The sequence below is a fragment of the Crenalkalicoccus roseus genome, assembly GCF_004761865.1.
Classification (GTDB): domain Bacteria; phylum Pseudomonadota; class Alphaproteobacteria; order Acetobacterales; family Acetobacteraceae; genus Crenalkalicoccus; species Crenalkalicoccus roseus.
In genome coordinates, this window is sequence record NZ_SJDM01000043.1 from 1 (window position 1) to 26,404 (window position 26,404).

Annotated in this window: 39 protein-coding genes and 1 pseudogene; 33 read left to right on the top strand and 7 right to left on the bottom strand. The window is 69.3% G+C overall.

The features are described from left to right. The 28 genes and pseudogenes from tuf to rplQ all read left to right on the top strand — a co-directional run. Positions 1-1,072, top strand: a pseudogene (gene tuf / locus ET526_RS17660) (elongation factor Tu); the annotation flags it as partial. Positions 1,073-1,101: 29 nt separating this feature from the next. Continuing rightward, on the top strand, positions 1,102-1,410 hold the full coding sequence (gene rpsJ, locus ET526_RS17665) for a 30S ribosomal protein S10 (protein ID WP_135469603.1): 309 nt from the start codon (positions 1,102-1,104) through the stop codon (positions 1,408-1,410). Positions 1,411-1,433: 23 nt separating this feature from the next. After that, on the top strand, positions 1,434-2,120 hold the full coding sequence (gene rplC / locus ET526_RS17670) for a 50S ribosomal protein L3 (protein WP_135469607.1): 687 nt from the start codon (positions 1,434-1,436) through the stop codon (positions 2,118-2,120). 12 nt (positions 2,121-2,132) lie between these two features. Further along, positions 2,133-2,783 carry a 50S ribosomal protein L4 gene (gene rplD / locus ET526_RS17675; protein ID WP_135469610.1) on the top strand — a complete coding sequence of 217 codons (651 nt, stop codon included), beginning with the start codon at positions 2,133-2,135 and terminating at the stop codon, positions 2,781-2,783. 38 nt (positions 2,784-2,821) lie between these two features. Beyond that, a complete protein-coding gene (locus ET526_RS17680; RefSeq protein WP_456305126.1) occupies positions 2,822-3,118 on the top strand; it encodes a 50S ribosomal protein L23 in 297 nt (98 codons plus the stop codon). 4 nt (positions 3,119-3,122) lie between these two features. Further along, the gene (gene rplB / locus ET526_RS17685; RefSeq protein ID WP_135469617.1) at positions 3,123-3,959 is read left to right on the top strand and encodes a 50S ribosomal protein L2; all 837 of its coding nucleotides are present in this window, start codon (positions 3,123-3,125) and stop codon (positions 3,957-3,959) included. Between the two features lie 5 nt (positions 3,960-3,964). Continuing rightward, complete coding sequence (gene rpsS, locus ET526_RS17690; protein ID WP_135469620.1) at positions 3,965-4,243, top strand: 30S ribosomal protein S19; 279 nt, start codon at positions 3,965-3,967, stop codon at positions 4,241-4,243. A 3-nt stretch (positions 4,244-4,246) separates the two neighbouring features. Further along, on the top strand, positions 4,247-4,648 hold the full coding sequence (rplV, locus tag ET526_RS17695; protein WP_135469623.1) for a 50S ribosomal protein L22: 402 nt from the start codon (positions 4,247-4,249) through the stop codon (positions 4,646-4,648). 1 nt (position 4,649) lies between these two features. Further along, a complete protein-coding gene (rpsC, locus tag ET526_RS17700) occupies positions 4,650-5,327 on the top strand; it encodes a 30S ribosomal protein S3 (protein WP_135469626.1) in 678 nt (225 codons plus the stop codon). A gap of 28 nt (positions 5,328-5,355) precedes the next feature. Further along, entirely contained in the window at positions 5,356-5,778 is a 423-nt protein-coding gene (gene rplP, locus ET526_RS17705; protein ID WP_135469630.1) for a 50S ribosomal protein L16, read from the top strand. Positions 5,779-5,782: 4 nt separating this feature from the next. Next, positions 5,783-5,992: a 50S ribosomal protein L29 gene (gene rpmC / locus ET526_RS17710; RefSeq protein WP_135469633.1), complete on the top strand. Its 210-nt coding sequence runs from the start codon at positions 5,783-5,785 to the stop codon at positions 5,990-5,992. Between the two features lie 15 nt (positions 5,993-6,007). Further along, positions 6,008-6,280, top strand: a complete 273-nt coding sequence (gene rpsQ, locus ET526_RS17715) for a 30S ribosomal protein S17 (protein WP_135469637.1) — start codon at positions 6,008-6,010, stop codon at positions 6,278-6,280. Further along, on the top strand, positions 6,277-6,645 hold the full coding sequence (gene rplN, locus ET526_RS17720; protein WP_135469640.1) for a 50S ribosomal protein L14: 369 nt from the start codon (positions 6,277-6,279) through the stop codon (positions 6,643-6,645). Before rpsQ ends, rplN begins: the two co-directional genes overlap by 4 nt. A gap of 4 nt (positions 6,646-6,649) precedes the next feature. Beyond that, positions 6,650-6,970, top strand: a complete 321-nt coding sequence (gene rplX, locus ET526_RS17725) for a 50S ribosomal protein L24 (RefSeq protein WP_135469644.1) — start codon at positions 6,650-6,652, stop codon at positions 6,968-6,970. Continuing rightward, positions 6,967-7,623: a 50S ribosomal protein L5 gene (gene rplE, locus ET526_RS17730; RefSeq protein WP_135469647.1), complete on the top strand. Its 657-nt coding sequence runs from the start codon at positions 6,967-6,969 to the stop codon at positions 7,621-7,623. The genes rplX and rplE overlap by 4 nt, the downstream gene beginning before the upstream one ends. 55 nt (positions 7,624-7,678) lie before the next feature. Beyond that, positions 7,679-7,984 carry a 30S ribosomal protein S14 gene (gene rpsN / locus ET526_RS17735; protein ID WP_135469651.1) on the top strand — a complete coding sequence of 102 codons (306 nt, stop codon included), beginning with the start codon at positions 7,679-7,681 and terminating at the stop codon, positions 7,982-7,984. 11 nt (positions 7,985-7,995) lie between these two features. Then, on the top strand, positions 7,996-8,394 hold the full coding sequence (rpsH, locus tag ET526_RS17740; protein WP_135469656.1) for a 30S ribosomal protein S8: 399 nt from the start codon (positions 7,996-7,998) through the stop codon (positions 8,392-8,394). 11 nt (positions 8,395-8,405) lie between these two features. After that, positions 8,406-8,939, top strand: coding sequence for a 50S ribosomal protein L6 (gene rplF / locus ET526_RS17745; protein WP_135469659.1), 534 nt, complete (start codon positions 8,406-8,408; stop codon positions 8,937-8,939). Continuing rightward, on the top strand, positions 8,939-9,301 hold the full coding sequence (rplR, locus tag ET526_RS17750; RefSeq protein WP_135469662.1) for a 50S ribosomal protein L18: 363 nt from the start codon (positions 8,939-8,941) through the stop codon (positions 9,299-9,301). Before rplF ends, rplR begins: the two co-directional genes overlap by 1 nt. A gap of 11 nt (positions 9,302-9,312) precedes the next feature. Further along, complete coding sequence (gene rpsE / locus ET526_RS17755) at positions 9,313-9,945, top strand: 30S ribosomal protein S5 (RefSeq protein ID WP_135469665.1); 633 nt, start codon at positions 9,313-9,315, stop codon at positions 9,943-9,945. Next, a complete protein-coding gene (gene rpmD / locus ET526_RS17760) occupies positions 9,938-10,147 on the top strand; it encodes a 50S ribosomal protein L30 (RefSeq protein ID WP_135469669.1) in 210 nt (69 codons plus the stop codon). The genes rpsE and rpmD overlap by 8 nt, the downstream gene beginning before the upstream one ends. A 63-nt stretch (positions 10,148-10,210) precedes the next feature. Then, positions 10,211-10,702 carry a 50S ribosomal protein L15 gene (rplO, locus tag ET526_RS17765; RefSeq protein WP_135469672.1) on the top strand — a complete coding sequence of 164 codons (492 nt, stop codon included), beginning with the start codon at positions 10,211-10,213 and terminating at the stop codon, positions 10,700-10,702. Between the two features lie 151 nt (positions 10,703-10,853). Beyond that, complete coding sequence (gene secY / locus ET526_RS17770; RefSeq protein WP_135469675.1) at positions 10,854-12,212, top strand: preprotein translocase subunit SecY; 1,359 nt, start codon at positions 10,854-10,856, stop codon at positions 12,210-12,212. A 30-nt stretch (positions 12,213-12,242) separates the two neighbouring features. Further along, positions 12,243-12,905, top strand: a complete 663-nt coding sequence (locus tag ET526_RS17775) for an adenylate kinase (protein ID WP_135469679.1) — start codon at positions 12,243-12,245, stop codon at positions 12,903-12,905. Between the two features lie 165 nt (positions 12,906-13,070). Continuing rightward, a complete protein-coding gene (gene rpsM / locus ET526_RS17780) occupies positions 13,071-13,448 on the top strand; it encodes a 30S ribosomal protein S13 (RefSeq protein WP_135469682.1) in 378 nt (125 codons plus the stop codon). A gap of 1 nt (position 13,449) precedes the next feature. Further along, positions 13,450-13,851: a 30S ribosomal protein S11 gene (gene rpsK, locus ET526_RS17785; protein WP_135469685.1), complete on the top strand. Its 402-nt coding sequence runs from the start codon at positions 13,450-13,452 to the stop codon at positions 13,849-13,851. A gap of 72 nt (positions 13,852-13,923) precedes the next feature. Further along, positions 13,924-14,940, top strand: a complete 1,017-nt coding sequence (locus tag ET526_RS17790) for a DNA-directed RNA polymerase subunit alpha (protein WP_135469689.1) — start codon at positions 13,924-13,926, stop codon at positions 14,938-14,940. 26 nt (positions 14,941-14,966) lie between these two features. Further along, on the top strand, positions 14,967-15,401 hold the full coding sequence (rplQ, locus tag ET526_RS17795; RefSeq protein WP_135469692.1) for a 50S ribosomal protein L17: 435 nt from the start codon (positions 14,967-14,969) through the stop codon (positions 15,399-15,401). Positions 15,402-15,472: 71 nt separating this feature from the next. Here rplQ and ET526_RS17800 read toward each other — a convergent pair whose 3' ends face one another. From ET526_RS17800 to ET526_RS17825, 6 genes are all read right to left on the bottom strand, one after another. Continuing rightward, complete coding sequence (locus tag ET526_RS17800; protein ID WP_135469694.1) at positions 15,473-15,901, bottom strand: GNAT family N-acetyltransferase; 429 nt, start codon at positions 15,899-15,901, stop codon at positions 15,473-15,475. A gap of 52 nt (positions 15,902-15,953) precedes the next feature. Continuing rightward, a complete protein-coding gene (locus ET526_RS17805) occupies positions 15,954-16,412 on the bottom strand; it encodes a CopD family protein (RefSeq protein ID WP_135469698.1) in 459 nt (152 codons plus the stop codon). 49 nt (positions 16,413-16,461) lie between these two features. Further along, on the bottom strand, positions 16,462-17,097 hold the full coding sequence (gene parA / locus ET526_RS17810) for a ParA family partition ATPase (RefSeq protein ID WP_135469701.1): 636 nt from the start codon (positions 17,095-17,097) through the stop codon (positions 16,462-16,464). A 304-nt stretch (positions 17,098-17,401) separates the two neighbouring features. Next, the gene (locus tag ET526_RS17815; protein ID WP_135469704.1) at positions 17,402-17,725 is read right to left on the bottom strand and encodes a hypothetical protein; all 324 of its coding nucleotides are present in this window, start codon (positions 17,723-17,725) and stop codon (positions 17,402-17,404) included. 90 nt (positions 17,726-17,815) lie between these two features. Further along, positions 17,816-18,298, bottom strand: coding sequence for a hypothetical protein (locus tag ET526_RS17820; RefSeq protein ID WP_135469707.1), 483 nt, complete (start codon positions 18,296-18,298; stop codon positions 17,816-17,818). A 7-nt stretch (positions 18,299-18,305) separates the two neighbouring features. Continuing rightward, the gene (locus ET526_RS17825; protein ID WP_135469710.1) at positions 18,306-19,601 is read right to left on the bottom strand and encodes a sulfite oxidase; all 1,296 of its coding nucleotides are present in this window, start codon (positions 19,599-19,601) and stop codon (positions 18,306-18,308) included. A gap of 226 nt (positions 19,602-19,827) precedes the next feature. Between ET526_RS17825 and ET526_RS17830 the strand changes: the two genes are divergently transcribed. From ET526_RS17830 to ET526_RS17840, 3 genes are all read left to right on the top strand, one after another. Next, positions 19,828-21,222: an NAD(P)H-hydrate dehydratase gene (locus tag ET526_RS17830; protein WP_135469729.1), complete on the top strand. Its 1,395-nt coding sequence runs from the start codon at positions 19,828-19,830 to the stop codon at positions 21,220-21,222. A gap of 72 nt (positions 21,223-21,294) precedes the next feature. Next, entirely contained in the window at positions 21,295-22,749 is a 1,455-nt protein-coding gene (locus tag ET526_RS17835; RefSeq protein WP_135469713.1) for a malonyl-CoA decarboxylase, read from the top strand. A gap of 108 nt (positions 22,750-22,857) precedes the next feature. Then, entirely contained in the window at positions 22,858-25,239 is a 2,382-nt protein-coding gene (locus ET526_RS17840; protein ID WP_135469716.1) for a 1-deoxy-D-xylulose-5-phosphate synthase N-terminal domain-containing protein, read from the top strand. 88 nt (positions 25,240-25,327) lie between these two features. Here the strand turns inward: ET526_RS17840 and ET526_RS17845 are convergent, their stop codons facing one another. Continuing rightward, on the bottom strand, positions 25,328-25,525 hold the full coding sequence (locus ET526_RS17845; protein ID WP_135469719.1) for a hypothetical protein: 198 nt from the start codon (positions 25,523-25,525) through the stop codon (positions 25,328-25,330). A 151-nt stretch (positions 25,526-25,676) separates the two neighbouring features. Between ET526_RS17845 and ET526_RS17850 the strand changes: the two genes are divergently transcribed. Together ET526_RS17850 and ET526_RS17855 are read left to right on the top strand one after the other, a co-directional pair. After that, positions 25,677-26,009 (top strand): DUF1491 family protein, encoded by a 333-nt coding sequence (locus ET526_RS17850; protein WP_135469722.1) that lies wholly within the window; start codon positions 25,677-25,679, stop codon positions 26,007-26,009. Positions 26,010-26,180: 171 nt separating this feature from the next. Then, on the top strand, positions 26,181-26,404 hold a 224-nt coding region (locus ET526_RS17855; protein ID WP_135469725.1), incomplete at its 3' end, for a response regulator transcription factor.

The following is a 26,404-nucleotide window of genomic DNA, read 5'->3' on the forward strand; positions in this document are numbered from 1 at the left end:
GTTTGAGCGGACGAAGCCGCACTGCAACATTGGCACGATCGGGCATGTGGATCATGGCAAGACGTCGCTGACGGCGGCGATCACCAAGGTCCTGGCGAAGACGGGCGGTGCGACCTTCACCGCCTATGACCAGATCGACAAGGCGCCGGAGGAGAAGGCGCGCGGCATCACGATCTCGACGGCGCATGTCGAGTACGAGACGGCGAAGCGGCACTACGCGCATGTGGACTGCCCTGGCCACGCCGACTACGTGAAGAACATGATCACGGGGGCGGCGCAGATGGACGGCGCGATCCTCGTGGTGTCGGCGGCCGACGGCCCGATGCCGCAGACGCGCGAGCACATCCTGCTGGCGCGGCAGGTGGGTGTTCCGGCGCTGGTCGTGTTCATGAACAAGGTGGACATGGTGGACGACCCGGAGCTGCTCGACCTGGTCGAGCTCGAGGTGCGGGAGCTGCTGAAGTCCTACCAGTTCCCGGGCGACGACATTCCGGTGGTGCGCGGCTCGGCGCTGTGCGCGCTCGAGGACCGCGAGCCCGAGATCGGCGAGCAGGCGATCCTGAAGCTGATGGAGGCGGTGGACGCCTACATCCCGCAGCCGGAGCGCCCGAAGGACCGCCCGTTCCTGATGCCGATCGAGGACGTGTTCTCGATCTCCGGCCGCGGCACGGTGGTGACGGGGCGGATCGAGCGCGGCGTGGTGAAGGTGGGCGACGAGGTGGAGATCGTCGGGCTGCGGCCGACGCAGAAGACGGTGGTCACCGGGGTCGAGATGTTCCGCAAGCTGCTGGACCAGGGCGAGGCGGGGGACAACATCGGGGCGCTGCTGCGCGGCACCAAGCGCGAGGAGGTGGAGCGCGGGCAGGTTCTGGCCGCGCCCGGCTCGATCACGCCGCACACGCAGTTCAAGGCCGAGGCCTACGTGCTGACCAAGGAGGAGGGGGGCCGGCATACGCCGTTCTTCACCAACTACCGGCCGCAGTTCTACTTCCGCACCACCGACGTCACCGGGGTGGTGAAGCTGCCGGAAGGGGTGGAGATGGTGATGCCCGGCGACAACGTCTCGATGGACGNTGGAAGCTGGGTTTGGGCCCGTCAGTCATGGACAACCAGAATATCCGCATCCGCCTCAAGGCGTTCGATCATCGCGTGCTCGACACCAGCACGCGGGAGATCGTCAACACCGCGAAGCGGACGGGCGCACGCGTTCGCGGGCCCATCCCGCTGCCGACGGAGATTGAGCGCTTCACCGTCAACCGTTCGCCCCACATCGATAAGAAGAGCCGCGAGCAGTTCGAGATCCGCACGCATCGCCGCCTTCTCGACATCGTTGATCCGACTCCACAGACGGTGGACGCGCTGATGAAGCTCGACCTCGCCGCCGGTGTGGACGTCGAGATCAAGATCTGAGGCCTGGGGAGGAGTCTTCAACCATGGCCGCCAAGAACGGCCGGACCGGCCTTATCGCCAGGAAGCTGGGCATGTCCCGGCTGTTCAACGAAGACGGCAGCACGGTTCCCGTCACCGTGCTGCATGTGGATGACGTGCGCGTCGTGGCCCGCCGTACGGCGGAGAAGGACGGCTATGATGCGCTTCAGCTCGGCATCGGCCGGGCGAAGCCGAAGAACGTCACCAAGGCCAATCGCGGGCATTTTGCCAAGGCTGGGGTGGAGGCGCCCAGGAAGTTGGTCGAATTCCGCGTCGCGCCCGAAGCGGCTCTGGAGCCCGGCGCCCGCCTGACGCCCGCGCATTTCGTCAAGGGGCAGAAGGTGGATGTTACCGGCATCACCATCGGCAAGGGGTTCGCCGGTGCGATGAAGCGCTGGAATTTCGCGGGGCTTGAGGCATCCCACGGTGTCTCCATCAGCCACCGCAGCCATGGTTCGACGGGCAATCGCCAGGATCCTGGCAAGGTGTTCAAGAACAAGAAGATGGCAGGGCACCTTGGAGCCGAGCGGGTGACTACGCAGAACCTCGAGGTCGCCGGCGTGGATCCCGAGAAGGGTCTTATTCTGGTCAAGGGTGCGGTTCCCGGTGCCCGAGGCGGGTACGTGCTGGTGCGCGATGCGGTGAAGCGCGCGCGCCCTGCCGATGCGCCGTTTCCCGCGGCGGTGGCCTGAGGAGTGATGACAATGCAGGTGAAGGTCATCACGTTGGACAACGGCGAAGCCGGTGAGATCGAACTGCCTGACGCGCTGTTCGCCGCCGAGCCGCGCCCTGACATCATGGCGCGCGTGGTCCATTGGCAACTGGCCAAGCGGCGGGCCGGCACCCACAAGGTCAAGGGCATGGGCGAGGTGCAGGGCACCACGAAGAAGCCCTACCGGCAGAAGGGTACCGGCAACGCCCGCCAGGGGTCTCTGCGCGCGCCGCAGTTCCGCACGGGTGGCGTTGTTCATGGCCCGGTGGTGCGGGACCATGGCTACCGGCTGAACAAGAAGGTGCGCCGCCTGGGACTTATCAGCGCGCTCAGCCAGAAGGCGCGCGACGGCAAGCTTGTCGTCCTGGACAGCGTTGCTGTTGGCGACGGCGCCAAGACGAGGCAGGTGGCGAAGCAGATCAGTGCCCTTGGGTGGCGGAGCGCGCTGGTTGTGGATGCGGCGACGAATGCGGAGTTCGACCGCGCTGTCCGTAACATCCCAAAGGTGCAAGTGCTGCCGTGCGTTGGCGCCAACGTCTATGACATATTGAATCATGACGTCCTGGCGCTCACTCGTGCGGGCGTCGAGGCTTTGAAGCAGAGGCTGCTGGGCGCGCCTGATGCGAAGGAGGCGCAGGCATGAGTGACATGGACGGGAAGTCACAGGCTGCTCGCATGCCGATTGGTCGCGAGCGCATGTACCAAATCATTCTTGCTCCTGTGATCACCGAGAAGGCCACTGCGCTCGGCGAGAGAAGCCAGTACGTGTTTCGCGTTCCCCTGGAGGCCACCAAGCCCGAGATCAAGGCCGCGGTGGAAGGGCTGTTCGGAGTGCGGGTTCTGGCCGTGAACACGATGGTCGTGAAAGGCAAGAGGAAGCGGTTCCGCGGCCGGCCAGGCCAACGATCCGACTGGAAAAAGGCGATGGTGCGCCTGGCCGAGGGCCAGAGCATCGACCTGACCACGGGGCTGGCGTGACGCCATGGCGCTGAAAAGTTTTAATCCAGTCACTCCGAGCTTGCGCGGCACCATCCTGGTCAAGCGCGACGAGCTGTGGAAGGGAAAGCCGGTGAAGCAGCTCACCGAGGGCAAGCACTCCTCGGGGGGGCGCAACAATCACGGCCGCATCACGGTGCGTTTCCGGGGCGGCGGGCACAAGCAGGCCTATCGCTACGTGGACTTCAAGCGCAGAGCCAAGCTCGGCGTGCCGGCTAGGGTGGAGCGCCTGGAGTATGATCCGAACCGCACCGCCTGGATCGCGCTGGTCAGGTACGAGGATGGGGAGCTTTCCTATATCCTGGCGCCGCAGCGGCTGAAGGCTGGAGATACTGTCGTTGCGGCCGAGCGGGCGGATATCAAGCCTGGCAACGCCATGCCGATGGCGGCCATCCCTGTGGGCACTATCATCCACAATGTGGAAATGAAGCCTGGGGCCGGTGGCAAGCTCGCGCGTGCGGCCGGGACTTATGTGCAGCTTGTCGGCAAGGACGCCGGTTATGCTCAGATCAAGTTGATGTCGGGCGAGTTGCGGGTCGTGCGCGCCGAATGCATGGCGACGATCGGTGCTGTCTCCAACCCGGACAACTCCAATCAGCAGATTGGCAAGGCCGGCCGGTCGCGCTGGCTTGGCCGGCGCCCGCACAACCGTGGTGTGGTGATGAACCCGGTGGATCATCCGCATGGCGGTGGCGAGGGCCGTACCTCGGGCGGTCGCCATCCGGTGACCCCTTGGGGCAAGCCGACCAAGGGCGCGAAGACCCGCAACAACAAGCGGACGGACCGGCTGATCGTCCGGCGCCGCCACGCGACGAAGGGTTGATCCTGATGCCGCGGAGTGTGTGGAAGGGGCCGTTCGTGGACGGCTACCTGCTAAACAAGGCGGAGGCGGCGCGCGCCTCCGGCCGCAACGAGATCATCAAGATCTGGTCGCGCCGGAGCACGATCCTGCCGCAGTTCGTCGGCCTGACCTTCGGAGTGTACAACGGGAAGAAGTTCATTCCCGTGCAGGTGACGGAGAATATGGTGGGGCACAAATTCGGCGAGTTCTCGCCGACGCGTACCTTCACCGGGCACGCGGCCGACAAGAAGGCGAAGCGGGGCTGAGCCATGAGCAAGCCTAAGCGCGAGCGTGCGCTCGCCGAAACCGAGGCACAGGCGATCACGCGTAACATTCGCGTCTCTCCACGCAAGCTGAACCTGGTGGCGGCGATGATTCGGGGACACAAGGCGCAGCAGGCGATTGCGGCGCTCACCTTCAGCAAGCGCCGAATTGCCGGCACTGTGAAGAAGACCCTGGAGAGTGCGATCGCCAATGCGGAGAACAACCACCAGCTCGATGTTGATCGGCTGGTCGTTTCCCGGGCGGAGGTCGGACGCTCCATTGTGATGAAGCGCTTCCATGCCCGGGGCCGTGGCCGCGCCGCGCGGGTGGAGAAGTGGTTCAGCCACCTCAAGATTGTGGTGGCTGAGCAGCCAGCCGAGCAGCCGGCCAAGCAGGAGACCGCGTAGCATGGGGCAGAAGGTCAACCCGATCGGGCTGCGACTTGGCATCAACCGGACCTGGGACAGCCGCTGGTTTGCCGGCGATGACTATGCCAAGCTGCTGCATGACGATCTCAAGCTGCGGGAGACCCTGCGGGATCGGCTCAAGGGTGCCGGTGTCTCCAAGGTGGTGATCGAGCGGCCCGCAAAGAAGCCGCGCGTCACCATCCATGCTGCTCGCCCTGGCGTCGTGATCGGCAAGAAGGGCGCCGATATCGAGGTGCTGCGCAAGGATCTGGCGAAGATGGCCGGGGCCGAAGTGGCCCTGAACATCGTCGAGATCCGCAAGCCGGAGCTTGATGCCACGCTGGTCGCGGAGAGCATTGCGCAACAGCTTGAGCGCCGCGTCGCCTTCCGCCGCGCCATGAAGCGCGCCGTGCAGAGCGCGATGCGGCTTGGCGCGCACGGCATTCGAATCAACTGCTCTGGTCGCCTAGGTGGGGCAGAGATCGCGCGGATGGAGTGGTATCGCGAAGGGCGGGTGCCGCTGCATACGCTGCGTGCCGACATCGACTACGGCACGGCCACCGCGAAGACCACCTATGGCACTTGTGGCGTCAAGGTGTGGATCTTTAAGGGCGAGATCATGTCGCACGACCCGCTGGCCCAGGACAAGCGGGCGGCGGAGCAGGCACCGCAGCGCTGACGCCGGAGCGAGATAGGGAAACAAGGGCATGTTGCAGCCCAAGCGTACGAAGTTCCGGAAGGCCCACAAGGGACGGATTCATGGCGTCGCCAAGGGGGGCTTCAGCCTGACCTTCGGCGGCTATGGCCTGAAGGCGCTGGAGCCTGAGCGGGTGACTGCGCGGCAGATCGAGGCGGCTCGTCGTGCCATTACTCGCGCCATGAAGCGTCAGGGGCGCGTGTGGATCCGCATTTTTCCGGATGTTCCGGTTTCCACTAAGCCGGCCGAAGTCCGCATGGGATCCGGCAAGGGGTCTCCGGAGTACTGGATCTGCCGCGTCAAGCCTGGCCGGATCATGTTCGAGATTGACGGCGTGACGCAGGAGCTGGCGCGCGAGGCGCTGACGCTCGGTGCCGCCAAGCTCCCGATCAAGACCAAAATCGTGTCGCGTCTTGGTGCGGCGGAGGCATGAGGCGATGACGAAGGTCGCGGACATTCGCGCCAAGACTGCGGACGAGTTGCGGACGATGCTGCTTGACCTGCGCAAGGAGCAGTTCAACTTGCGCTTCCAGCGGGCTACCGGGCAGCTCGAGGCCACAGGGCGGATCAGGGTGGTCCGGCGCGACATCGCGCGGATCAAGACGGTGATGGCCGAGCGCAAGCGCGCGGCCGAACAGAAGGCGTAGAGGAGACCGACGGCGATGCCGAAGCGCGTCCTCACGGGCAGGGTGGTCAGCGACAAGATGGACAAGACGGTTACCGTTCTTGTCGAACGTCGTGTGATGCATCCGCTCTACAAGAAGTTCATCCGGCGCTCGAAGAAATACGCCGCGCACGACGAAGCCAACCTGTGCAAGGAAGGCGACGTGGTGCAGATCGAGGAATGCCCGCCCATCTCCAAGCGCAAGGCCTGGATGGTGATCACGCGGAACGGGCAGCCGCTTGGCGCTCCGGCTGGAGAGGTGGCGTCGTGATCCATCCTGAGAGCAATCTCGACGTCGCGGATAATTCCGGGGCGCGGCGCGTGCAGTGCATCAAGGTGCTCGGCGGTTCGAAGCGGAAGACCGCAAGCGTCGGCGATGTGATCGTGGTCTCGGTGAAGGAGGCGATTCCCCGCGCCAAGGTGAAGAAGGGCGAGGTGCATCGCGCTGTCATCGTCCGCACCGCGTATCCCGTGCGGCGCGCCGATGGCACGGCGATCCGCTTCGACGGCAACGCGGCGGTGCTGATCAACAAGCAGGGCGAGCCGATCGGCACCCGCATCTTCGGCCCCGTGGTGCGCGAGCTGCGCGCGCGGCGCTACATGAAGATCATTTCGCTGGCGCCGGAGGTCTTGTAAGGCCATGGCCGCGAAGATCAGGAAGGGCGACCGGGTCCAGGTGCTGGTCGGTCGCGACAAAGGCAAGCGTGGCGAGGTGATCGCCGTGATGCCGAAGGAAGAGCGGGCCCTGGTGCGGGGCGTCAACATGGTGAAGCGGCATCAGAAGCCGACCGGGCTCGGCCGTCCGGGCGGCATCCTGGAGAAGGAGGCGCCGATTCACCTCTCCAACCTGGCGCTGATCGACCCGAAGTCCGACAGGCCGACGCGGGTCGGCTTCCGGATCCTTGAGGATGGAACCAAGGTGCGGGTGGCGAAGGCTTCGGGTGAGGTGCTCGACCGATGAGCGGGACGCAGAAGAAGCCGGCCGGCGGCAAGAAGGCGGCCACGACGCAGGAAGGCAAGGCGACGGTCATCGCGGCCGCCGCGGGCGAGGCGAAGGCGTCTCCTGCGGAGCCGCCGCGCCTGCGCCGCCATTATGACGAGGTGGTACGCAAGCGCCTGATCGAGGAGTTCGGCTACACTAATCCGATGGCGGTGCCGAAGCTCGAAAAGATCGTCATTAACATGGGTGTCGGCGAGGCGGCTGGCGACCAGAAGAAGCTTGACTCGGCCGTTGCCGACCTTGCGGCCATCGCGGGGCAGAAGCCGGTGAAGACGCTGGCCAAGAAGGCCATTGCCGGCTTCAAGATCCGGAAGGGCCAGGCGATCGGCTGCAAGGTGACGCTGCGCAAGGCCAGGATGTACGAATTCCTCGACCGCCTAGTGACGATCGCATTGCCTCGGGTGCGGGATTTCCGCGGCATTACGGGCAATCGCGGCTTCGACGGCCGGGGCAACTTCGCCTTGGGCCTGAAGGAACAGATCGTGTTCCCGGAGATCAACTACGACAAGGTGGACACGATCCGGGGCATGGACATCGTGTTCGTCACCACGGCGAAGACCGACAAGGAAGCGAAGGCTCTCCTGAAGGCCTTCGATCTTCCCTTCGCCAACTGAACTTGGAAAACCGCCCGGCATGGTCCGGGAGCAGGTTCCGGAGGATAAAGACCGTATGGCCAAGACCTCGGCTGTCGAGAAGAACAAGCGCCGTACCCGCCTGGCGAAGCTTCATGCTGCGAAGCGCGCGGCGCTGAAGGCGGTGGTGATGGACCGTAGCCTGCCGGTCGAGGACCGGTTTGAGGCGACGCTGAAGCTCGCCCAGCTGCCGCGCAACGGCGCCATGACCCGCGTGCGGCTCCGCTGCGAGCTGACCGGCCGTCCGCGCGGCAACTACCGCAAGTTCAAGCTCAGCCGTAACATGCTCCGGGAGCTGGCGAACAGCGGCCAGATCCCGGGCATGGTGAAGGCAAGCTGGTAGGGGAGGGCGGCATGGCGCTTTCCGACCCCCTCGGGGATATGCTCACCCGCATCCGTAACGCGCAGCGTGCACGGCAGACGCGCTGCGTCGCCCCTGCGAGCCGGCTGCGTGAGAACGTTTGCGAAGTGCTTAAGCGCGAGGGCTATATCCGCGCCTGGCGCACGGAAGAACTTCGTCCTGGTGTGCGGCAGCTCGAGATCGAACTGAAATATTCGGATGGGGAACCGGCGATCAAGGAGATCACCCGCGTTTCCAAGCCAGGCCGGCGGGTGTATTCGAAGATTAAGGAGCTGCCCAAGTTCTACAATGGCCTTGGCATCTCCATCCTCTCCACCCCGCGCGGTGTGATGAGCGACAACGAGGCCCGCGCCGCCAATGTTGGCGGCGAGGTTCTCTGCCGCGTGTTCTGAGGGAGGCCCCGATGTCGCGCGTCGGCAAGTATCCGGTGCCGGTTCCCGCGGGTGTCCAGGTGGCGCTGCAGGGCCGCACCATTGTCGCCAAGGGCAGGAATGGCGAGCTGAAGCTCGACCTGACGGACGATGTGGATGTGGAGATCGCAGCCAACGCGGTCGCGGTGCGGCCACGGCGCGAGGATCGCCGCTCCCGCACCATGTGGGGCACCACCCGCAGCCTCATCAACGGCATGGTGCAGGGCGTCTCCACCGGCTTCGTCAAGGAGATGGAGATCAACGGCACCGGTTACCGTGCCGCGGTGCAGGGCAAGGACCTGGTGCTGAACCTCGGCTACAGCCACGAGATCCGCTATCCGATCCCGCCCGGCATCAAGATCACCTGCGAACGGCCGACCGCCATCAAGGTGGAGGGGGCGGACAAGCGCCAGGTCGGGCAGGTGGCGGCCGAGATCCGTGCCTTCCGCCGGCCCGAGCCCTATAAGGGCAAGGGCATCAAGTACGCGAACGAGCAGATCCTCCGGAAGGAGGGCAAGAAGAAGTAATGGCTGACAAGCTCGCACTGCAGGAGCGCCGTCGCAAGCGACTGCGCTACCAGCTCAAGGTCAAGGGTGGCGGGCGGCCGCGCCTTTCGGTGTTCCGCTCCGGCCGGCACATCTATGCGCAGGTCATCAACGACGCCGAGGGGCGGACCGTCGCGGCTGCCTCCACGCTCGAGAAGGAGCTGCGCGAGGCGTTGCGCACCGGGGCTGACAGGGCTGCGGCCGCTGCTGTCGGCCGCAAGGTCGCGGAGCGCGCGGTCGCTGCGGGGGTGACGAAGGTCGTCTTCGACCGTGGCCCCTATCTCTATCATGGCCGGGTGCAGGCCCTGGCCGATGCCGCCCGCGAGGGCGGCCTCGACTTCTGAGGAGTTTGGGCATGGCACGCGAACCGAGGGGCGGCGAGGGCGAGGGCGGCGAGCGCCGCCGCCGCGGCCGGGACCGCGACCGCGACAACCGCCCGGAGCGCGGTGAGGGCGACGAGCTGCAGGACAAGCTCGTCACCATCAACCGCGTCGCCAAGGTGGTGAAGGGTGGGCGCCGCTTCAGCTTCGCCGCGCTGGTCGTCGTCGGTGACCAGAAGGGGCGCGTCGGCTGGGGGGCGGGCAAGGCCCGCGAGGTGCCGGAAGCGATCCGCAAGGCGACCGAGCAGGCGAAGCGGAGCATGATCCGGGTTCCCATGCGCGAGGGCCGGACGCTGCACCATGACATTATTGGCGAGTTCGGCGCGGGCCGGGTGATCCTGCGCGCGGCGCCGGCGGGCACGGGCATCATCGCCGGCGGCCCGATGCGCGCCGTGTTCGAGACGCTCGGGATGGGTGACGTCGTCGCCAAGTGCACCGGCACGACCAACCCGCACAACATGGTGAAGGCGACCTTTGCAGCGCTCGCGCGCTGCACCAGCCCCCGCGCCGTGGCGGCGCGCCGCGGCAAGAAGGTGGCCGACATCCTGGGCCCGCGCAGGGAGCAGCCGCCTGCGGAGGCGCCAGCGGTGGAGGCGGCCCGTGGCTGAGTCGCAGAAGAAGACGATCCGTGTGACCCAGGTCGGGTCGCCGATCGGCCGCAAGCCGGGGCAGCGCGAGACGCTGATCGGCCTCGGCCTGAACAAGATGCACCGCACGCGGGAGCTCGAGGACACACCAGCGGTCCGCGGCATGATCCGGAAGGTCGCCCACCTCGTGAAGGTGGATGAGACCCCCGGTCAGGGTGGATGACCGTCTGGCCGGCGACGGGCTTCGGCTCAGCGCCGACGGCCAAGCGGTCCGAAAGGGATCGAAATGAAGCTGAACGAGCTGCGTGATAATCCTGGTGCGCGCAAGAAGTCCAAGCGGCTGGGCCGCGGCATCGGCTCGGGCAAAGGCAAGACCAGCGGCAAGGGCGTAAAGGGGCAGAAGGCCCGCACCGGCGTGGCCCTGAACGGGTTCGAGGGCGGCCAGCTCCCGATCTACCGGCGCCTGCCGAAGCGGGGATTTGTCAACCCGTTCCGCAAGGAATACGCCCCGCTCAACCTTGATGCGCTCGATGCGGCGATCGAGAGCGGGCGCCTGCCGGCGGAGGGTGTGATCGACGAGGCTGCCTTGCGCGCCGCCGGCGTCGTGCGCTCCGGCGGCAAGTATGCCGGGGTGCGGCTGCTGGGGCGGGGGGAGCTGAAGCGGGCGGTGACGATCACCGTCTCCGGCGCCTCGGCTTCGGCGGTCGCGGCGGTGCAGGCGGCAGGTGGCACGATCACGCTGCTCAACCCGCCCGCCGAGGCGGCCGCGGAGGGCTGACATCCCGCCGCCGTTCCGGTGCGCGGCGTGCTTGTCGCTGCGCCGGGTGGTGGCTAGTTAGCAGGGGTTTCGTGGCTGCGGCGCCACGGCCGGGGAAGGTGGCGGTTGCCACCCCGGGCGGGCGCCGTTGCCGTGAGGAGGGTAGAGGGCCATGGCCTCCGCCGCCGAGCAGCTTGCGGCCAATCTCAATCTCGGCGTCCTGGCCAAGGCGACCGAGCTCAAGAAGCGCATCTGGTTCACGCTGGGGGCGCTGATCGTCTACCGGATCGGCACCTACGTGCCGGTGCCGGGCGTGGACGCGGCCGTGATGGGCGAGCTGCTGGCGCAGCATGGCGGCGGCATCCTCGGCATGTTCGACATGTTCAGCGGCGGGGCGCTCGGGCGCATGACCGTCTTCGCCCTGAACATCATGCCCTACATTTCCGCCAGCATCATCATCCAGCTGATGACCGCGGCGGTGCCGACGCTCGAGGCCCTGAAGAAGGAGGGCGAGGCGGGGCGGAAGAAGCTCAACCAGTACACCCGCTACCTCACCGTCTTCATCGCCATGTTCCAGGCCTACGGCATTGCGGTGGGGCTCGAAGGGGTGCGTGGCACGATGGGACCGGCGGTGTACGACCCCGGCTGGTTCTTCCGCATCTCCACCGTCATCACCCTGGTTGGCGGGACCATGTTCCTGATGTGGCTGGGCGAGCAGATCACCGCCCGCGGCGTCGGCAACGGCATCTCCCTCATCATCTTCGCCGGCATCGTTGCCAACCTGCCCTCGGCGCTTGTCGCGACGCTGGAACTCGGCCGTACCGGCGCGCTCTCCACCCTCTTCATCATCGCCTTCATGCTGGTGGCCCTGGTGGTGATCGGCGTCGTGGTGTTCGTCGAGCGGGCGCAGCGGCGCATCCCGGTGCAGTATCCGAAGCGCCAGGTCGGCAACCGCATGTTCGGCGGCGAGAGCACCCATCTGCCGCTGAAGCTGAACACCGCCGGCGTCATCCCGCCGATCTTTGCCTCCTCGCTGCTGCTGCTGCCTGCGACCATCCAAGGCTTCGCCGCGGATCCCCAGGGCGAGGGATGGCTTGCCATGATCGCCGGCGCGCTGGCGCATGGGCAGCCGCTCTACATGGCGCTGTACGCGGGGCTGATCATCTTCTTCGCCTTCTTCTATACGGCTGTGGTGTTCAACCCTTCGGAAACGGCGGATAACCTCAAGAAGTATGGCGGCTTCGTCCCGGGCATCCGGCCGGGGCAGCAGACGGCGGACTATTTCGACCGGGTTCTGACCCGCCTGACGACGGTCGGCGCCATCTATCTTACCCTGGTCTGCCTGCTGCCGGAGATCCTGATCAGCAATTACGGCGTGCCCTTCTACTTCGGCGGCACTTCCCTCCTGATCATCGTCTCTGTCACCATGGATACGGTGGCGCAGGTGCAGTCCCACCTGTTCGCCCACCAGTACGAGGGGCTGATCCGCAAGGCCCGCCTCGGCGGCCGCGGAGCCCCGCGGCCCCGCTAGGAGGCGTGGTGGCTTGGAGGGAATGCTCGCATGAACCTGATCCTGCTCGGCCCGCCAGGTGCCGGCAAAGGCACCCAGGCGAAGCGCCTGGAAGAGCGCTATGGCCTCCGGCAGATCTCCACCGGAGACATGCTGCGGGCGGAGGTCCGGTCGGGCAGCGAGATCGGGCGCAAGGCCAAGGCCATCATGGAACGGGGCGAATTGGTGCCCGACGCCATCATCATCGCGATGCTGGCCGAGCGGGTTTCGGCCCCGGACGTTGCCAAGGGCTTCATCCTGGACGGCTTTCCGCGGACGGTGCCGCAGGCCGAGGCGCTGGACGCGGTGCTGAAGGAGAAGTCCATGCCCCTCGACCACGTGATCGAGCTGCAGGTGGACGATGCCGCGCTGGTCGAGCGCATTTCCGGCCGTTTCACCTGCGCGAAATGCGGCGAGGGCTACCACGACCGCTTCAAGCAGCCGCAGCAGCCGGGGGTCTGCGATGTCTGCGGCAGCACCGAGTTCACCCGCCGGGCCGACGACAAGGCGGAAACCGTCGCCGCGCGGCTTGAGGCCTATCACCGCCAGACCGCGCCGCTGCTGCCCTATTACGCCAGCCAGGGCGTGCTGCGGGTGGTGGATGGCATGGCGCCCATGGAGGAGGTGGCGCGGCAGATAGAGGCCATCCTCGGCCCCACCCCGGGGCGGGGTTGACGGCCCAGGCGTGGCGGCTATAGTCCGCGCCTCCCGCGGTCCGGGCGCCCCGAAGGCTCCGGTGCCGCGCTCGCGGTTTATCGCAATCGGTTGGTCATTTCGCCTTCGCCTCCTATCGGATCGGCGACGGGCTGAGCAGGAGCGGCAGCTCCAGGAGCTGAGCAAGTGGCGCGCATCGCCGGCGTGAACATCCCCACCAACAAGCGCGTGCCGATCTCGCTGCGCTATATCTACGGCATCGGGCCGAAGAACGCGCTCGAGATCTGCCAGAAGCTCGGCATCCCCGAGGACCGCCGGGTGAACCAGCTCACGGACGAGGAGATCCTCCGTATCCGCGAGCTGATTGACCGCGAATACCGCGTCGAGGGCGACCTCCGGCGCGAGGTGGCGATGAACATCAAGCGCCTGATGGACATGGCGGCCTATCGGGGGCTGCGCCACCGCCGCGGCCTGCCGGTGCGCGGCCAGCGCACCCACACCAACGCGCGCACGCGCAAGGGCAAGGCCGTGCCGATTGCCGGCAAGAAGAAGGTGACGAAGTAGGATGGCCCGCGAACCCCGGGGCGGCGCCCGCGGCCCGCGCAAGAAGGAGCGGAAGAACATCACGTCGGGCGTGGCCCATGTGCTGGCTTCCTTCAACAACACCATCGTCACGATCACCGATGCGCAGGGCAATGCCATCGCCTGGTCGTCCGCCGGCAGCCAGGGCTTCAAGGGCAGCCGGAAGTCCACCCCCTACGCCGCGCAGGTGGCCGCCGAGGATGCCGGCCGCAAGGCGCGCGAGCACGGGATGGAGACGCTGGAGATCATGGTGAGCGGCCCCGGCTCCGGCCGCGAGAGCGCGCTGCGTGCCCTGCAGGCGGTCGGCTTCTACGTCACCGCGATCCGGGACGTCACGCCGATTCCCCATAACGGTTGCCGCCCGCGCAAGCGCCGCCGCGTCTGAGGACGGGACGATCGGTGCGGATGACCGGGCCGCGCCTCGGCTCGGGCGTTCGCGGCGAAGGAGAGTGATGGCGTGATCGAGAGGAATTGGCGGTCGCTGATCCGCCCGGAGAAGCTGGACGTCGATGTGGGCGCGGACCCGCAGCGGGCCGCGACCATCGTGGCGGAGCCGCTGGAGCGCGGCTTCGGCATGACGCTGGGGAACGCGCTGCGGCGGGTGCTGATGTCCTCCCTGCAGGGAGCGGCGGTCACCGCCATCCGCATTGACGGCGTGCTGCACGAGTTCAGCTCCATCCAGGGCGTGCGCGAGGACGTCACGGACATCGTGCTGAACGTGAAGCAGCTTGCCATCCGCATGCAGGGCGAGGGGCCGAAGCGCCTGCAGCTCACCGCGAGCGGCCCTGGCGAGGTGACCGCGGGACAGATCCAGACCAGCGGCGACATCGAGATCGCCAATCCCGACCTCGTGCTCTGCACGCTGGACGAGGGCGCGCGGCTGTCCATGGAGCTGACGGTCAACACCGGCAAGGGATACGTCCCGGCCGCGCAGAACCGGCCCGAGGACGCGCCGATCGGGCTGATCCCGGTGGATGCGGTCTATTCTCCCGTGCGTCGGGTGGCCTACCGGGTGGAGCCGACGCGCGTCGGCCAGGTCACGGACTACGACAAGCTGGTCCTGAACGTCGAGACCGACGGCACCGTGGCGCCGGAGGATGCGGTGGCGCTCGCCGCACGCATCCTGCAGGACCAGCTCCAGCTCTTCATCAATTTCGACGAGCCCCGCGAGCGCAAGGTGGAGGAGGAGCGGGAGGACCTGCCCTTCAACCGCAACCTGCTGCGCAAGGTGGACGAGCTGGAGCTCTCCGTCCGCTCGGCGAACTGCCTGAAGAACGACAACATCGTCTACATCGGCGATCTGGTGCAGAAGACGGAGCAGGAGATGCTCCGCACCCCCAATTTTGGCCGCAAGTCGCTGAACGAGATCAAGGAGGTCCTCGCCTCCATGGGCCTCAGCCTTGGCATGACCGTGCCCGGCTGGCCGCCGGAGAACATCGAGGAACTCGCCAAGAAGCTGGAAGAGCCCTTCTGAGACTGGCGGGCTGAGGACAGAGGACCATGCGTCATCGAATTGCCGGCCGGAAACTCGGCGTCACCAGCAGCCATCGGCTTGCCATGTTCCGCAACATGGCGACCAGCCTGCTGAAGCACGAGCAGATCACTACCACCTTGCCCAAGGCCAAGGAACTCCGCCCCTACGTCGAGCGGATCATCACTCTTGGCAAGCGGGGCGGGTTGCACGCGCGGCGCCAAGCCTATGCGCAGCTCATGGATGAGAAGGTGGTGGACAAGCTCTTCAGCACCATCGCCGAGCGCTATCGCAGCCGCAACGGCGGCTATACCCGGGTGCTGCGTGCCGGTATCCGCTATGGCGATGCCGCGCCCATGGCGGTGATCGAGCTGGTGGACCGCGATCCGGCGGCGAAGGGCCAGGATAGCGGGCCGAAGCCGACCTCCGAAGCCGAGGGCGAGGCTGGCCAAGTCGCCGCCTGAGGATCAGGACGCGCATTTCTGCAAGGGGGCGGCCATCCGCCCCCTTTCTCATGTCCAGGTGGCGCGGCGCCTCACAGCCGCTTGCGGAACCAGATCCGCGCATGGCCCGGCGGCATTCCCTGCAGCCGGCCAAACTCCTCATAGCCCTGCCTGATCCAGAAGCCGGGCGCCTGGAAATCGAAGGTGTCGGTATAGGCATCCGTGCAGCCGCGGCTGCGCGCGATGGCCTCGGCACGCTCCAGAAGCTCGCGCCCGAGGTGCTTGCCGCGCATGTCCGGCGCCAGCCACAGCCAGTCTATGAACAGCCAGTTCCAGTAAGTGAGGCCAAGCAGCCCTCCCCGCACAGTACCGGATGCGTCGCGCGCCATCACGGTGACCGGCTCGCGGTGGTAGGGACCTCCCATCTCCTGGTTGAAGGCGTGCAGGCCGCGCTGGATCGCGGCCACGTCCTCCATCTCGGGATAGTCGTCCTCGGTGATCTCGATGCCCTCGACGCTCATGGCCGTTTCCGGTTCCTGCCTGTCCTCGACCCCGCGCCGACACGGCGCATAATCACCCGAAACGGCCCCAGGCCGCGACCGCGATGGTGGCCAGCCCAAGGACAAGGTTCAGCGATACGAGTTGGCGTATGCGCTCCGCCGCCGCGCCCGCGCGGCCACGGTCCCCGGCCGCGAGGGCGGCGCGGAATGCGCGCCAGGGGCCCGTGACCAGCGCCAGGAAGACGCCGGCCATCACCAACCCGAGCAGATGCATCAGGTGGATGTGCCAGGCGCTGCCCTGGAAGCCCCCGTACCAGCCGAACAGCAGCAGCCAGCCGCTCAGCAGCACCGCCGGCATGGCGTGCCAGACGATGCGGAAGAAGCGCGACAGTACGCCCTCATGCAGCGCCAGCCGCTGCGCCGGCTCGAGCGCGGCGAGGGCGGGTCGCAGCGCCAGGATGGCAAAGGCCATGCCGCCGACCCACAGCACCGCTCCGAGCACGTGCAGCACGTAGAACAGGTTTCCCAGCATTCCCTCTCCGGCTATCCGCACAAGCTCAATGGTCCGCCCCTGCCGGATGTCAGCGCCCGGCAAGTGCCCGGATGGCTTCGGCCAGGGCCTGGACCTCGGCCGCCGCCAGGGTCCGCGGCGCCGCCTCCGTCACCGCCAGCCCCTCCTGGAAGGCCTGGGCGAAGCCAGCGCGATTGCCGAGGCTCGGGCCAAGAAGATGGACCTGAAGCGCCGCGAGCTGCGCTGCCACCTGCTCCTTCAGCCTGCCTTGCGCGGGAACCCGGTTCAGCAGGGCGGCCAGCATCCGCCGTTCGGCGGCGGCGAGCTTCAGCGTCGCCTCGCTTGCCCAGAGGTCGGCTGGCGAAGGCTGCAGCGGCATCAGCACCAGGTCGGCGCCCCGGATCGCGACCCGCGCCTCCGTCTCGGCATGGGGGGGAGTGTCGAGGATGACGAATTCCTGCTCCCGCCGCAGGCGGTCCAGCGCGCCGCCGACCCGCCAGCCGGCGGGAGCGTCGAAGTGCAGCGGCGCGGCCCGGGCGCCGTGCTTCCGCCGCTCCTCATGCCAACGGACGAGGGAGTGCTGCGGATCGGTGTCGAGCAGCGCCACGCGCCCTCCGGCGGCGGCAAGCGCTGCGGCCAGGTTGGCGGCAACCGTGGACTTCCCCGCGCCACCCTTCTGCTGTGCCACCGCCACCACGAAGGCCATCACCCTGACTCCGCCTGCCGGACGCAGCCTAGAGCAGATCGCGTAGGGCTGGAATCAGCCGGCGCCATGACTCTACCCTGCGCATGACGAGCTGTGGCTCTTGCCGCGCGCGGCCGAGCGGGAACGGCCTCGGCGCCCTATCCACGGCAGCGGACCCGCCGGAGCAGGTGCCCCCGCTGCCCGACAGGAAGCGGGCCACGCTGGAGAGCAGATCCCGAAGGGCAGCGAGTCTCTGTCTTGGTCTTGCCGCGCCGGACCGAGGCCGCCCAAGCGTCGCGATGGCCTTGGCCGCGGCGGGAAGGGATCAGCGCCCGCCACCCCGCATCGCCGGCTCGCCGGAGGGAGCGGTCGGCGTGACCCCGGGCGGCAGGGAAGGCTGCGTGTCCGGCGTGCCGGCCGGCACCGGATTGACCCGCCCGGCATCCTCGCGCACGCGCTCCGGCGACATGGAGCCCACAGCAGGCTGGCGCGCGCCGCCCGCCACTCCGCGCTGCTCGCGCGGTCCGGAATCCGCCGTCGCCGTGGAACGCTCCGCGGCCGGCTGGCTCTGGCCGGCGGCATGCCCACTGCCCGGTGCCATGCCCGCCGCCACGGCCACGGCCAGAGCGCAGAAGAAGACTCGCGACATCCGCAGAACTCCCTGGATTTCCCAGAGAGGGAAAGCGGCCAGGGCGGTCACGGGTTCGAACGGGAACGGCCTTCCCCTCGGCGACACCGTTCAATCGGTGAGGAAGGGGTTGCCACCGTGCCGCCCGCCCGCGGGCTGCGCCGGGGGAAAGGCACCGGCGAGGTAGTCCACGATCACCTCCCGCATCTCTCCTTCGAGCGGGTTCATGCCGTGCTTCTCGCTCATCCAGTCCATCAGCTCGTCCCACTGCTCGCGCGAGAGGCGGGAGCGGCGGATCACCGCAGTGCTATGGCAGGGGGTGCAGTAGCCGAAGGTCTCCTCGCGGCCATGACCGGGGGGCAGCACCTCCGGCGTTTCCGCCCGCTGCGCGATCGCAGCAAGGCGCTCCGCCTCCTCCCGCGCCGCGGCCTCGCGCGCCGCCGCCTCCTGCGCCGCCCGCGCGGTGGCGAGCGCCGCCGGCGTGGGGGGGTAGGGCTCCGGCGGGTGGCGCACGCCCCACACCCCGGCCCGGTGCAGGCCGAGCACCACCACCGTCGCCACGATCAGCCCGATCAGCAGCCTCGGCAGCGCCATGCCGCCCTCAGCCGACCAGGATCGCCACGCGGCTGACCGGATTGGCCCCGTAGCCCTGTGGGTTCCAGTTCCCCGCCACATGCGGCTGCATGCGGCCATCGCTGTCAGTGGCGCGATACCACACCTCGAAATAGCCGTCCGAGGGCAGGGAGACGCGGCCGGTCCAGCGCTGCCAGGCGTGGCGGTTGGCCGGCGCCTTTACCTCCATGGCCTGCCAAGTGGCGCCGTAGTCCACGCTGACATGCACCGCCGAGATCTCCTTGTCTCCCGCCCAAGCATGGCCGCGCAGGTCGAGGGCGCGGGTGCCGGCGGGCAGGCGCGTGCCATGGGCGAGGTTGGTCAGCACCGAGCGGACCGGCATGCTTTCCATGTCCGCGAAATCGGCGCCGTCATTGCGGCTGCCCGGCACGATCGGCACCACGGGGATGCGGTAGGAGGTGCCGCCCATGCCGCGGCCGGTGTGCGGCTTGTCCAGCACCTCAAGGCGGGTGAACCATTTCTGGCTGAGCGAGCCCGGCCAGCCGGGCACGATCAGCCGCACCGGGGCGCCGTGGATCTGCGGAATGGGCGCCCCGTTCATGCGGAAGGCGACGAGGGTGTCCTCCTCCATCGCCTTCTCGATGCGCATGCCACGGCTGATCGCCGGGCCGTCGCCGGAGAGGTGTCGGTCGGCGCCGTGGTGCCCAGTGAATTTGGCCCCCGGCTTCAGCCCGGCCGCCTGCAGCAGGTCGCGCAGCCGCACCCCGGTCCATTCGGCGCAGGAGATGGCGCCGTTGCCCCACTGGTTGCCGCGCGTCTGCGGCACGAAGAAGGCGCGGCCATTGCCGCCGCACTCCATCTGCAGCCGCCGCGTCACCACCTCGAAGCGCGATTCGAGATCGCCGAGCGTGATCTCGAGCGGCGCATTCACCTCGCCATCGATGCGGATCTTCCACGCCCGCGGCTCCGGCACCGGATCGGGGACCGAGCCGTTGTTGCGGACGAACATCTTCTCCGCCGGCGTCACCTCGTCGTCGAGCAGGGTTTCCGGCGTCTCGGCGTTGAGCGGGCGCTCGCCCTGCAGGATCAGCCGCGCCTTGCCGGGCAGTTCGATGTATTGCGGCCCCTGGGCTCCGCCCTGAGCCAGGGCTGCCGGCAGCAGGCCCCGGGGCATGGATCCGGCGAAGGGAATGGCGGCCCCGAGCGCCGCGCCCATCGCGGCGAGGGCGCCGCCCTTCAGCGCGCCGCGGCGGCCCCAGGCCAGGGCGTCGGCGCGCTCGGGGTCGTCGCGGTAGAGTTCCTGGATGGAGCGTTCGCGGCGCATGGCTGGATCCTCCCGGTGGGCCTTGCGCAATGGACGCGGCGGAGGGGCGGTTTATTCCAGCGGCCGTTCCGGAATCAGGCGAGGCGGGCCGTGGCGGCGGACCCGTCGTGCCGCGGTTCCACCCCGGCGCGACGAGCATTAGGCTGGCGGCGTGACGAGGCGGCACCTCCATCCCCAGCATGGCCCGCCGGGCCGGGAGCGGCTCGAACTCCTCACCCCGGAGGAGATGGGCCGTGCCGACGCCGCGGCCATCGCCGCCGGCGTGCCGGGCATCGCCCTGATGGAGGCGGCGGGGAGGGCGGTGGCGCGGGCGGCGATGCGCCGCTTCCAGCCCTGCCCGACCCTGGTTCTGGCCGGGCCCGGCAACAATGGCGGCGACGGCTATGTCGCGGCGCGCCTGCTGGAGCGGCAGGGCTGGCCGGTGGCGCTCGCGCCGCTCGCCCCGCCGCGCCCGGGGAGCGACGCGGCGCTGGCCGCCGCGCGCTGGCGCGGGCCGCTTCGCCCCTTCGCGCCAGAGGAGGCGGCGCGCGCCTCCCTCGTGGTGGACGCCGTCTTCGGCGCCGGCCTGGCGCGCGCGGTGGACGGACCGGTGGCGGAGACGCTGCGCGCGGTGCGGGCGCCGCTGCTCGCGGTGGACGTGCCCTCCGGCCTCGACGGCGCCACCGGCCAGGTGCGGGGCTTCGCGCCGCGGGCGGCGCTGACCGTCACCTTCTTCCGCCACAAGCCCGGCCATCTGCTGCTGCCGGGGCGGTTGCTCTGCGGCGAGACGCTGCTTGCCGATATCGGCCTGCCGGACTCCGTGCTGGCGGGCGTCGGCGCGCGCGCCTGGCGGAACGTCCCCGGCCTGTGGCGCCTGCCCGCGCCGGAGGCAGAGGCGCACAAGTACCGGCGCGGCCATCTCACCATCCTTGGCGGCGCGGCCATGACCGGCGCGGCGCGGCTTGCCGCCGGGGCGGCGCACCGGGCGGGGGCGGGGCTGGTCACCATCCTCGCGCCCGACGCCGCCGCGGCCGCGGCGTACCGGTCGGGCGATCCCGGCACCATCGTCAGCGAGGAGGGGCTCGACGCGCTGCTCGCCGACACGCGGCGGCAGGTGTGGCTGCTCGGCCCCGGCCTGCCGCCGGAGCCCGCCACCCGCACCACCCTGCGGCGGCTGGTGGAGGCGGGGCGGCGGGTGGTCGCCGATGCCGGGGCGCTCATCGCCTGCGCCGGAGATCCGGCGGCGCTTGCCGGCTGCGCCGTGCTGACGCCGCATGCCGGGGAGTTCGCGCGCGTCTTCGGCGGCATCGGCGAGGAGGGGCGGCTGGCGGCGGCGCGCCGGGCCGCCGCCGCAACCGGCGCGGTGCTGCTGCTGAAGGGACCGGACACGGTGATCGCCGCCCCCGACGGGCGCGCAGCCATCAACGACAACGCGCCGCCGTCGCTTGCGACCGGCGGCACCGGCGACGTGCTCGCCGGCATCATCGCGGCCTTGCTCGCGCAGGGCCTGGATGCCTTCGGCGCCGCCTGCGCCGGCGCCTGGCTGCAGGGCGAGGCGGCGCGGCGCGGCGCGGAGGGGCTGATCGCCGCCGACCTGATCACGCTCCTGCCAAACGCGCTGGCCGCCGCGCGCGGGCGCTGACAACGCCGCGCCGATCGCGCTAGGTTTCATCGGGTTACGGGCGTGAACGCGGCACGCGGGGGAAGCCAGACGATGTCCGATGTCGTCGTGCAGCCGGGTCTGTTCGACAGGGCGCTGCGGCGCGTCACCAGCCTCTGGCGGGACATGGCCGAGCGGGTGACAGGCGGCGAGGCCGAGACCATCGCCGAGCAGATGCAGGCCTGCCTGGACGGCCGCGGCGGCGAGGTCTCGGCGCGCAACCGGGCGGCCAAGCTGGCCCAGGCCTATCTGGCGCTGGACGAGGAGGGGCGGTCCGGCTTCCTGCGCGCCCTCGCCGGCTTCGATTCCGACGATGCCGAGGTGCGCCGCGCGATGGAGCGGGTGGGTGCCGCCACCGGCACGGTGGAACGCGCCGCCGCCAAGGCGCGGCTGCGCCGGGTGCTGGAGCCGCCGAGGGTGCGGCTGCTGACGCAGTTCACCACCATCCCGGACGGGGTGCGCTTCCTGGTCGAGATGCGCGCCGAACTGATGCGGGTGATGGGCACCGACCCGCTGCTGCAGGCGCTTGAAGCGGATCTCAAGGGCCTGCTCGCGAGCTGGTTCGACGTCGGCTTCCTGGAGCTGAAGCGCATTGACTGGAACTCCCCGGCCGCCCTGCTTGAGAAACTGGTGCGCTATGAGGCGGTGCACCGCATCCGCACCTGGCGCGACCTGAAGAACCGGCTCGATTCCGACCGGCGCTGCTACGCCTTCTTCCACCCGCGCATGCCGGAGGAGCCGCTGATCTTCGTCGAGGTGGCGCTGGTGCAGGGCCTCGCCGCCAGCGTGCAGCGGCTGCTCGACGAGAAGGCGCCGGTGCTGGATCCGGCAAGGGCCGACACCGCGATCTTCTATTCCATCAACAACTGCCAGCGCGGGCTGGACGGCATCAGCTTCGGCAACTTCCTGATCAAGCGGGTGGTGGCGCTGCTCGGGCAGGAGCTGCCGAACATCCGCAGCTTCGCCACGCTGTCGCCGATCCCGGGCTTCATGCGCTGGCTCTCCGCCCGCCTCGCCACCGCCGAGGGGCCGCCGCTGCTGACCGAGGAGGAGGCGGCCGCGCTGCGCGCCGCCGCGCCGCCGCCGCCCGCCCTGCCGGCGCCGGCCGACGGCGCGGGCACCGCCATCGCCACCGCGGAGACGCCGACACAGACCCTCTCCCGCATCCTCGCCCGGCGCGGCTGGCTGCGCGAGCCGGCGGTGGCCAAGGCAATGGAGCCGGTGCTGCTGCGCCTCTGCGCCGGCTACCTGCTGAACGAGCACGCGCCGGGCAACCCGAAGCGGGCGCGCGACCCGGTGGCGCATTTCCACCTCTCCAACGGCGCGCGGGTGGAGCGGCTGAACTGGCGCGGCGACATCTCCGAGAAGGGGATGAAGGAGAGCGCCGGGCTGATGGTGAACTACCTCTACGATCCGGCGCGGATCGAGGACTACCACGAGGAGTATGTCGGCGAGGGGCGGCGCCCCGCGGCGACGGCGATCCGCCGGCTGGCGCGCGGCTGGAGCTGAGGCGGCAGCCCGCCGGGCTTGCCTGGCGCCGCCCCTCCGGCCAGATCATGCCCCAGGCGCGGGGCGTGAGGCCGCCCCGCCAACACCGTGCCGCGGGGAGACGCCGCCATGAACCTCCTGACCAGCCCCGCCGAGGCGCTGCGGCCCGAGGCCGAGCGGCTGCGCGTCCTGCGCGCGCTGGAGCGCAAGCTGCTCTGGCTCTCCTCCTGGATGATCCACCACGCCAACCACATCCGACCGAACCGGGACGGGCTGAAGGTGGGCGGGCACCAGGCCTCCTGCGCCTCCGTCATCTCCATCATGGCGGCGCTCTATTTCGAGATCCTGCGCCCCGAGGACCGGGTGGCGGTGAAGCCTCATGCCGGGCCGGTGTTCCACGCCATCAACTACCTGCTCGGCCGGCAGAGCCGGGAGAAGCTCTCGACCCTGCGCCAGTTCGGCGGCATCCAGCCCTATCCCTCGCGGGTGAAGGACGGGCCGGAGGTGGATTTCTCCACCGGCTCCGTCGGGCTCGGCGTGGCGATGACGAGCTTCGGCAGCCTTGTGCAGGACTATGTCCGCCTGCACGGCCTCGTGCCGGCCGACCGCCCGGCGGGACGGCACGTGGCGATCGTCGGCGACGCCGAGCTCGACGAGGGCAACATCTACGAGGCGCTGCTCGAGGGCTGGAAGCACGACATCCGCAACGTCTGGTGGATCGTGGACTACAACCGCCAGAGCCTCGATTCGGTGGTGCCGGACCGGCTGTTCGGCCGGATCGAGGGGCTGTTCCGCGACATGGGCTGGAACGTCGTCACCCTGAAATACGGGCGCAGGCTGCAGGCGGCCTTCGCCCGCGAGGGCGGCGAGGCGCTGCGCCGCTGGATCGACGACTGCCCGAACAGCCTCTACGCCGCGCTCACCTTCCAGGGCGGCGCCGCCTGGCGCAATGCGCTGCTCTCCGACCTCGGGCGCGAGACGGGGGTGCGGGCGATCATCGACCCGCTCTCCGACGAGGAGCTCGGGGCGCTGATGACCAATCTCGGCGGCCACGACATCGAGACGCTGATCGAGGCCTTCCGCGCGCAGGACGCGGCGGGCGACCAGCCCACCTGCTTCATCGCCTACACCATCAAGGGCATGGGCCTGCCCTTCGCCGGCCACAAGGACAACCATGCCGGGCTGATGACGAAGGAGCAGATGGCCGGCTTCAAGCGCGGCATGGGCATCCGCGACGGCCATGAATGGGACCCCTTCGAGGGGCTGGAGGTACCCGAGGCGACGCTGCGGGCCTTCCTGGCCGATGTCCCCTTCGCCCGGCCGCTGACCCCGGAGGGCCGTGCCTATTCCGCCCCCGCGGTGCGGGTGCCCGCCGCCTTCCCGGTGCCGAAGGTGCCCGCGGGGCGGAAGCTCTCCACCCAGGCGGCCTTCGGCGAGATTCTGGCCGAGCTCGGCCGCGGGCACGGGGAGGCGGCGGAGATCGCCCGGCACATCGTCACCACCAGCCCGGACGTCACCGTCTCCACCAATCTCGGCCCCTGGGTGAACCGGCGCGGCATCTTCGACCGGCACCTGAAGAACGACGTGTTCCGCGACGCCAAGCTGGCCTCCGCCCAGCGCTGGGGCATGTCGCCGGAGGGGCAGCACATCGAGCTCGGCATCGCCGAGCAGAACCTGTTCCTGGTGCTGGGCGCGCTCGGCCTGTCGCACAGCCTTTATGGCGCGCGGCTGCTGCCGGTCGGCACCGTGTACGATCCCTTCGTGAACCGCGGCCTCGATGCGCTGATCTACGCTTGCTACCAGGATGCGCGCTTTATGCTGGTCAGCACCCCCTCCGGCCTGACCCTGGCGCCCGAGGGCGGGCAGCACCAGAGCGTCAACACGCCGCTGATCGGCATGGCGCAGGACCGCCTGGCCAGCTATGAGCCGGCCTTCGCCGACGAGCTCGCCATCCTGATGCGCTGGGGCTTCGAGCACATGCAGAAGCCCGACGGCTCCGCCGTGTGGCTGCGCCTCTCGACGCGGGGGCTGGAGCAGCCGGAGCGGCCGCTCGATCCCGCCGCGGTGGTCGCCGGAGGCTACTGGGCGGTGCCGCCGGCGCCGGGGGCGCGCCTCGCCCTCGCCTATCAGGGGCCGATCGCGCCGGAGGCCTTCGCCGCCTTCGCGACCCTGCGCGAGGAGGTGCCGGAGGCGGGGCTGCTCGCCATCACCTCGCCCGACCGCCTGCATGCGGAGTGGCTCTCGGCGCGGCGCAAGACGCGGGCCGGCTACGGGGCGCCAAGCTGGATCGAGACGCTGCTCGCCCCCCTCGCGCCGGAGGCCGGGCTGGTCACGGTGCTGGACGGGCATCCGGCGGCGCATGCCTGGCTCGGCGCGGTGCGCGGCCAGCGCGTGGTGCCGCTCGGGGTGGACCGCTTCGGCCAGGCAGGCGACCTGCCGGATCTCTATCGGGAATACGGGCTGGACGAGGAGGCGATCCTCGACGCCTGCGCCCAGGCGCTGCTGGGCTGAGACCCGGCGTGGGGGTCGCAACCTTCCCTGGCGGGGCCTCGCCGGGCGAAGGCCGCGCCGGCGGTGTGGCGGGCTTGAGGCCGCCGGATCAGAGGGGTCGCTGCGCCCGTTCCAGAAGGCGGGCGAGGAAGCCGGGCTTCCTGGGCGGAGCGGCGGGCCCGGCCTTGCGGGAGGTGACCTCGCGCTCGGCCCTCGCCTCCTTCTCCTTCTGGCTGAGCCACTTCTCGAGGCTCATGCCGGCCTTGGCGGCCCGGCGCGCCTCGTAGGCGCGCTGGCCCTCCGTCATCTTCCGCTGATCCATGGGAACCCCCGTGAGGGCGCCAGAGATGGCGCGTTCCCGCCCGGTGCGCAAGCAGCAGCAGAGCAGAAGCGGCCGGGGGTTGCCTGCGGGCGCGGGCATGACACCCTGTCGCGGGCCACTGGCCGGGCGAGGGGCGATGGAAGCGCGGGTCAAGAGCGGGATCTGGGTCTCCATGGCGCTGCGGCTGGCGGATATCGCCGGCCGCAGCGGCGCCGTGCTGCGCAAGGGGGACCCGGATTCGGGGGGCGTGCTCTGCGTGCTCCGCGGCCGGGAAGGGCTGGTGGTGCTGAGCCAGGTACGCGACGCCGAGGGGCGCCCCGCCTGGATCCGCGGCAGCGGGGACGCGCCCGTGGACCAGGAGAAGGCCGACGCCTACATCGCGCGGCAGGTGCGGCGCGATCCCGATCTGTGGGTGGTCGAATTCGACGCGCCCGACCTGCAGCCGCCCTTCGAGGGGCGCGTTCTCTGAGAATTGCGCGATCGGTTCGGAACGTTCGGACGGTTTCTCGTTATTGTGTAGCGCGCCTGACGCCCCCGTGAGGTGCGTTTCCGCTCGCGATCGTCTCTAACGGGTAAAACGGTTACGCAAATTGCAACATTGGTGCGGCGCATCGTCGCCCCCCCGAAGAACGGAGGTTTCATGCCGGCTCCCCGCCCTATCCTGATCGTCGAGGATGATGCCGCCCTGCGCGCGACCCTGGCCGAGCAGCTCGCGCAGGAAGGCGACTTCACCGCCGACCAGGCGGAAAGCGCAAGCGAGGCCGAGGCGAAGCTGGCGCGGGCGGATGCCCGCTACGACGCGATCCTCCTCGACATCGGCCTGCCGGACGGCGACGGGCGGGAGTTCTGCGCCAAGCTGCGCCG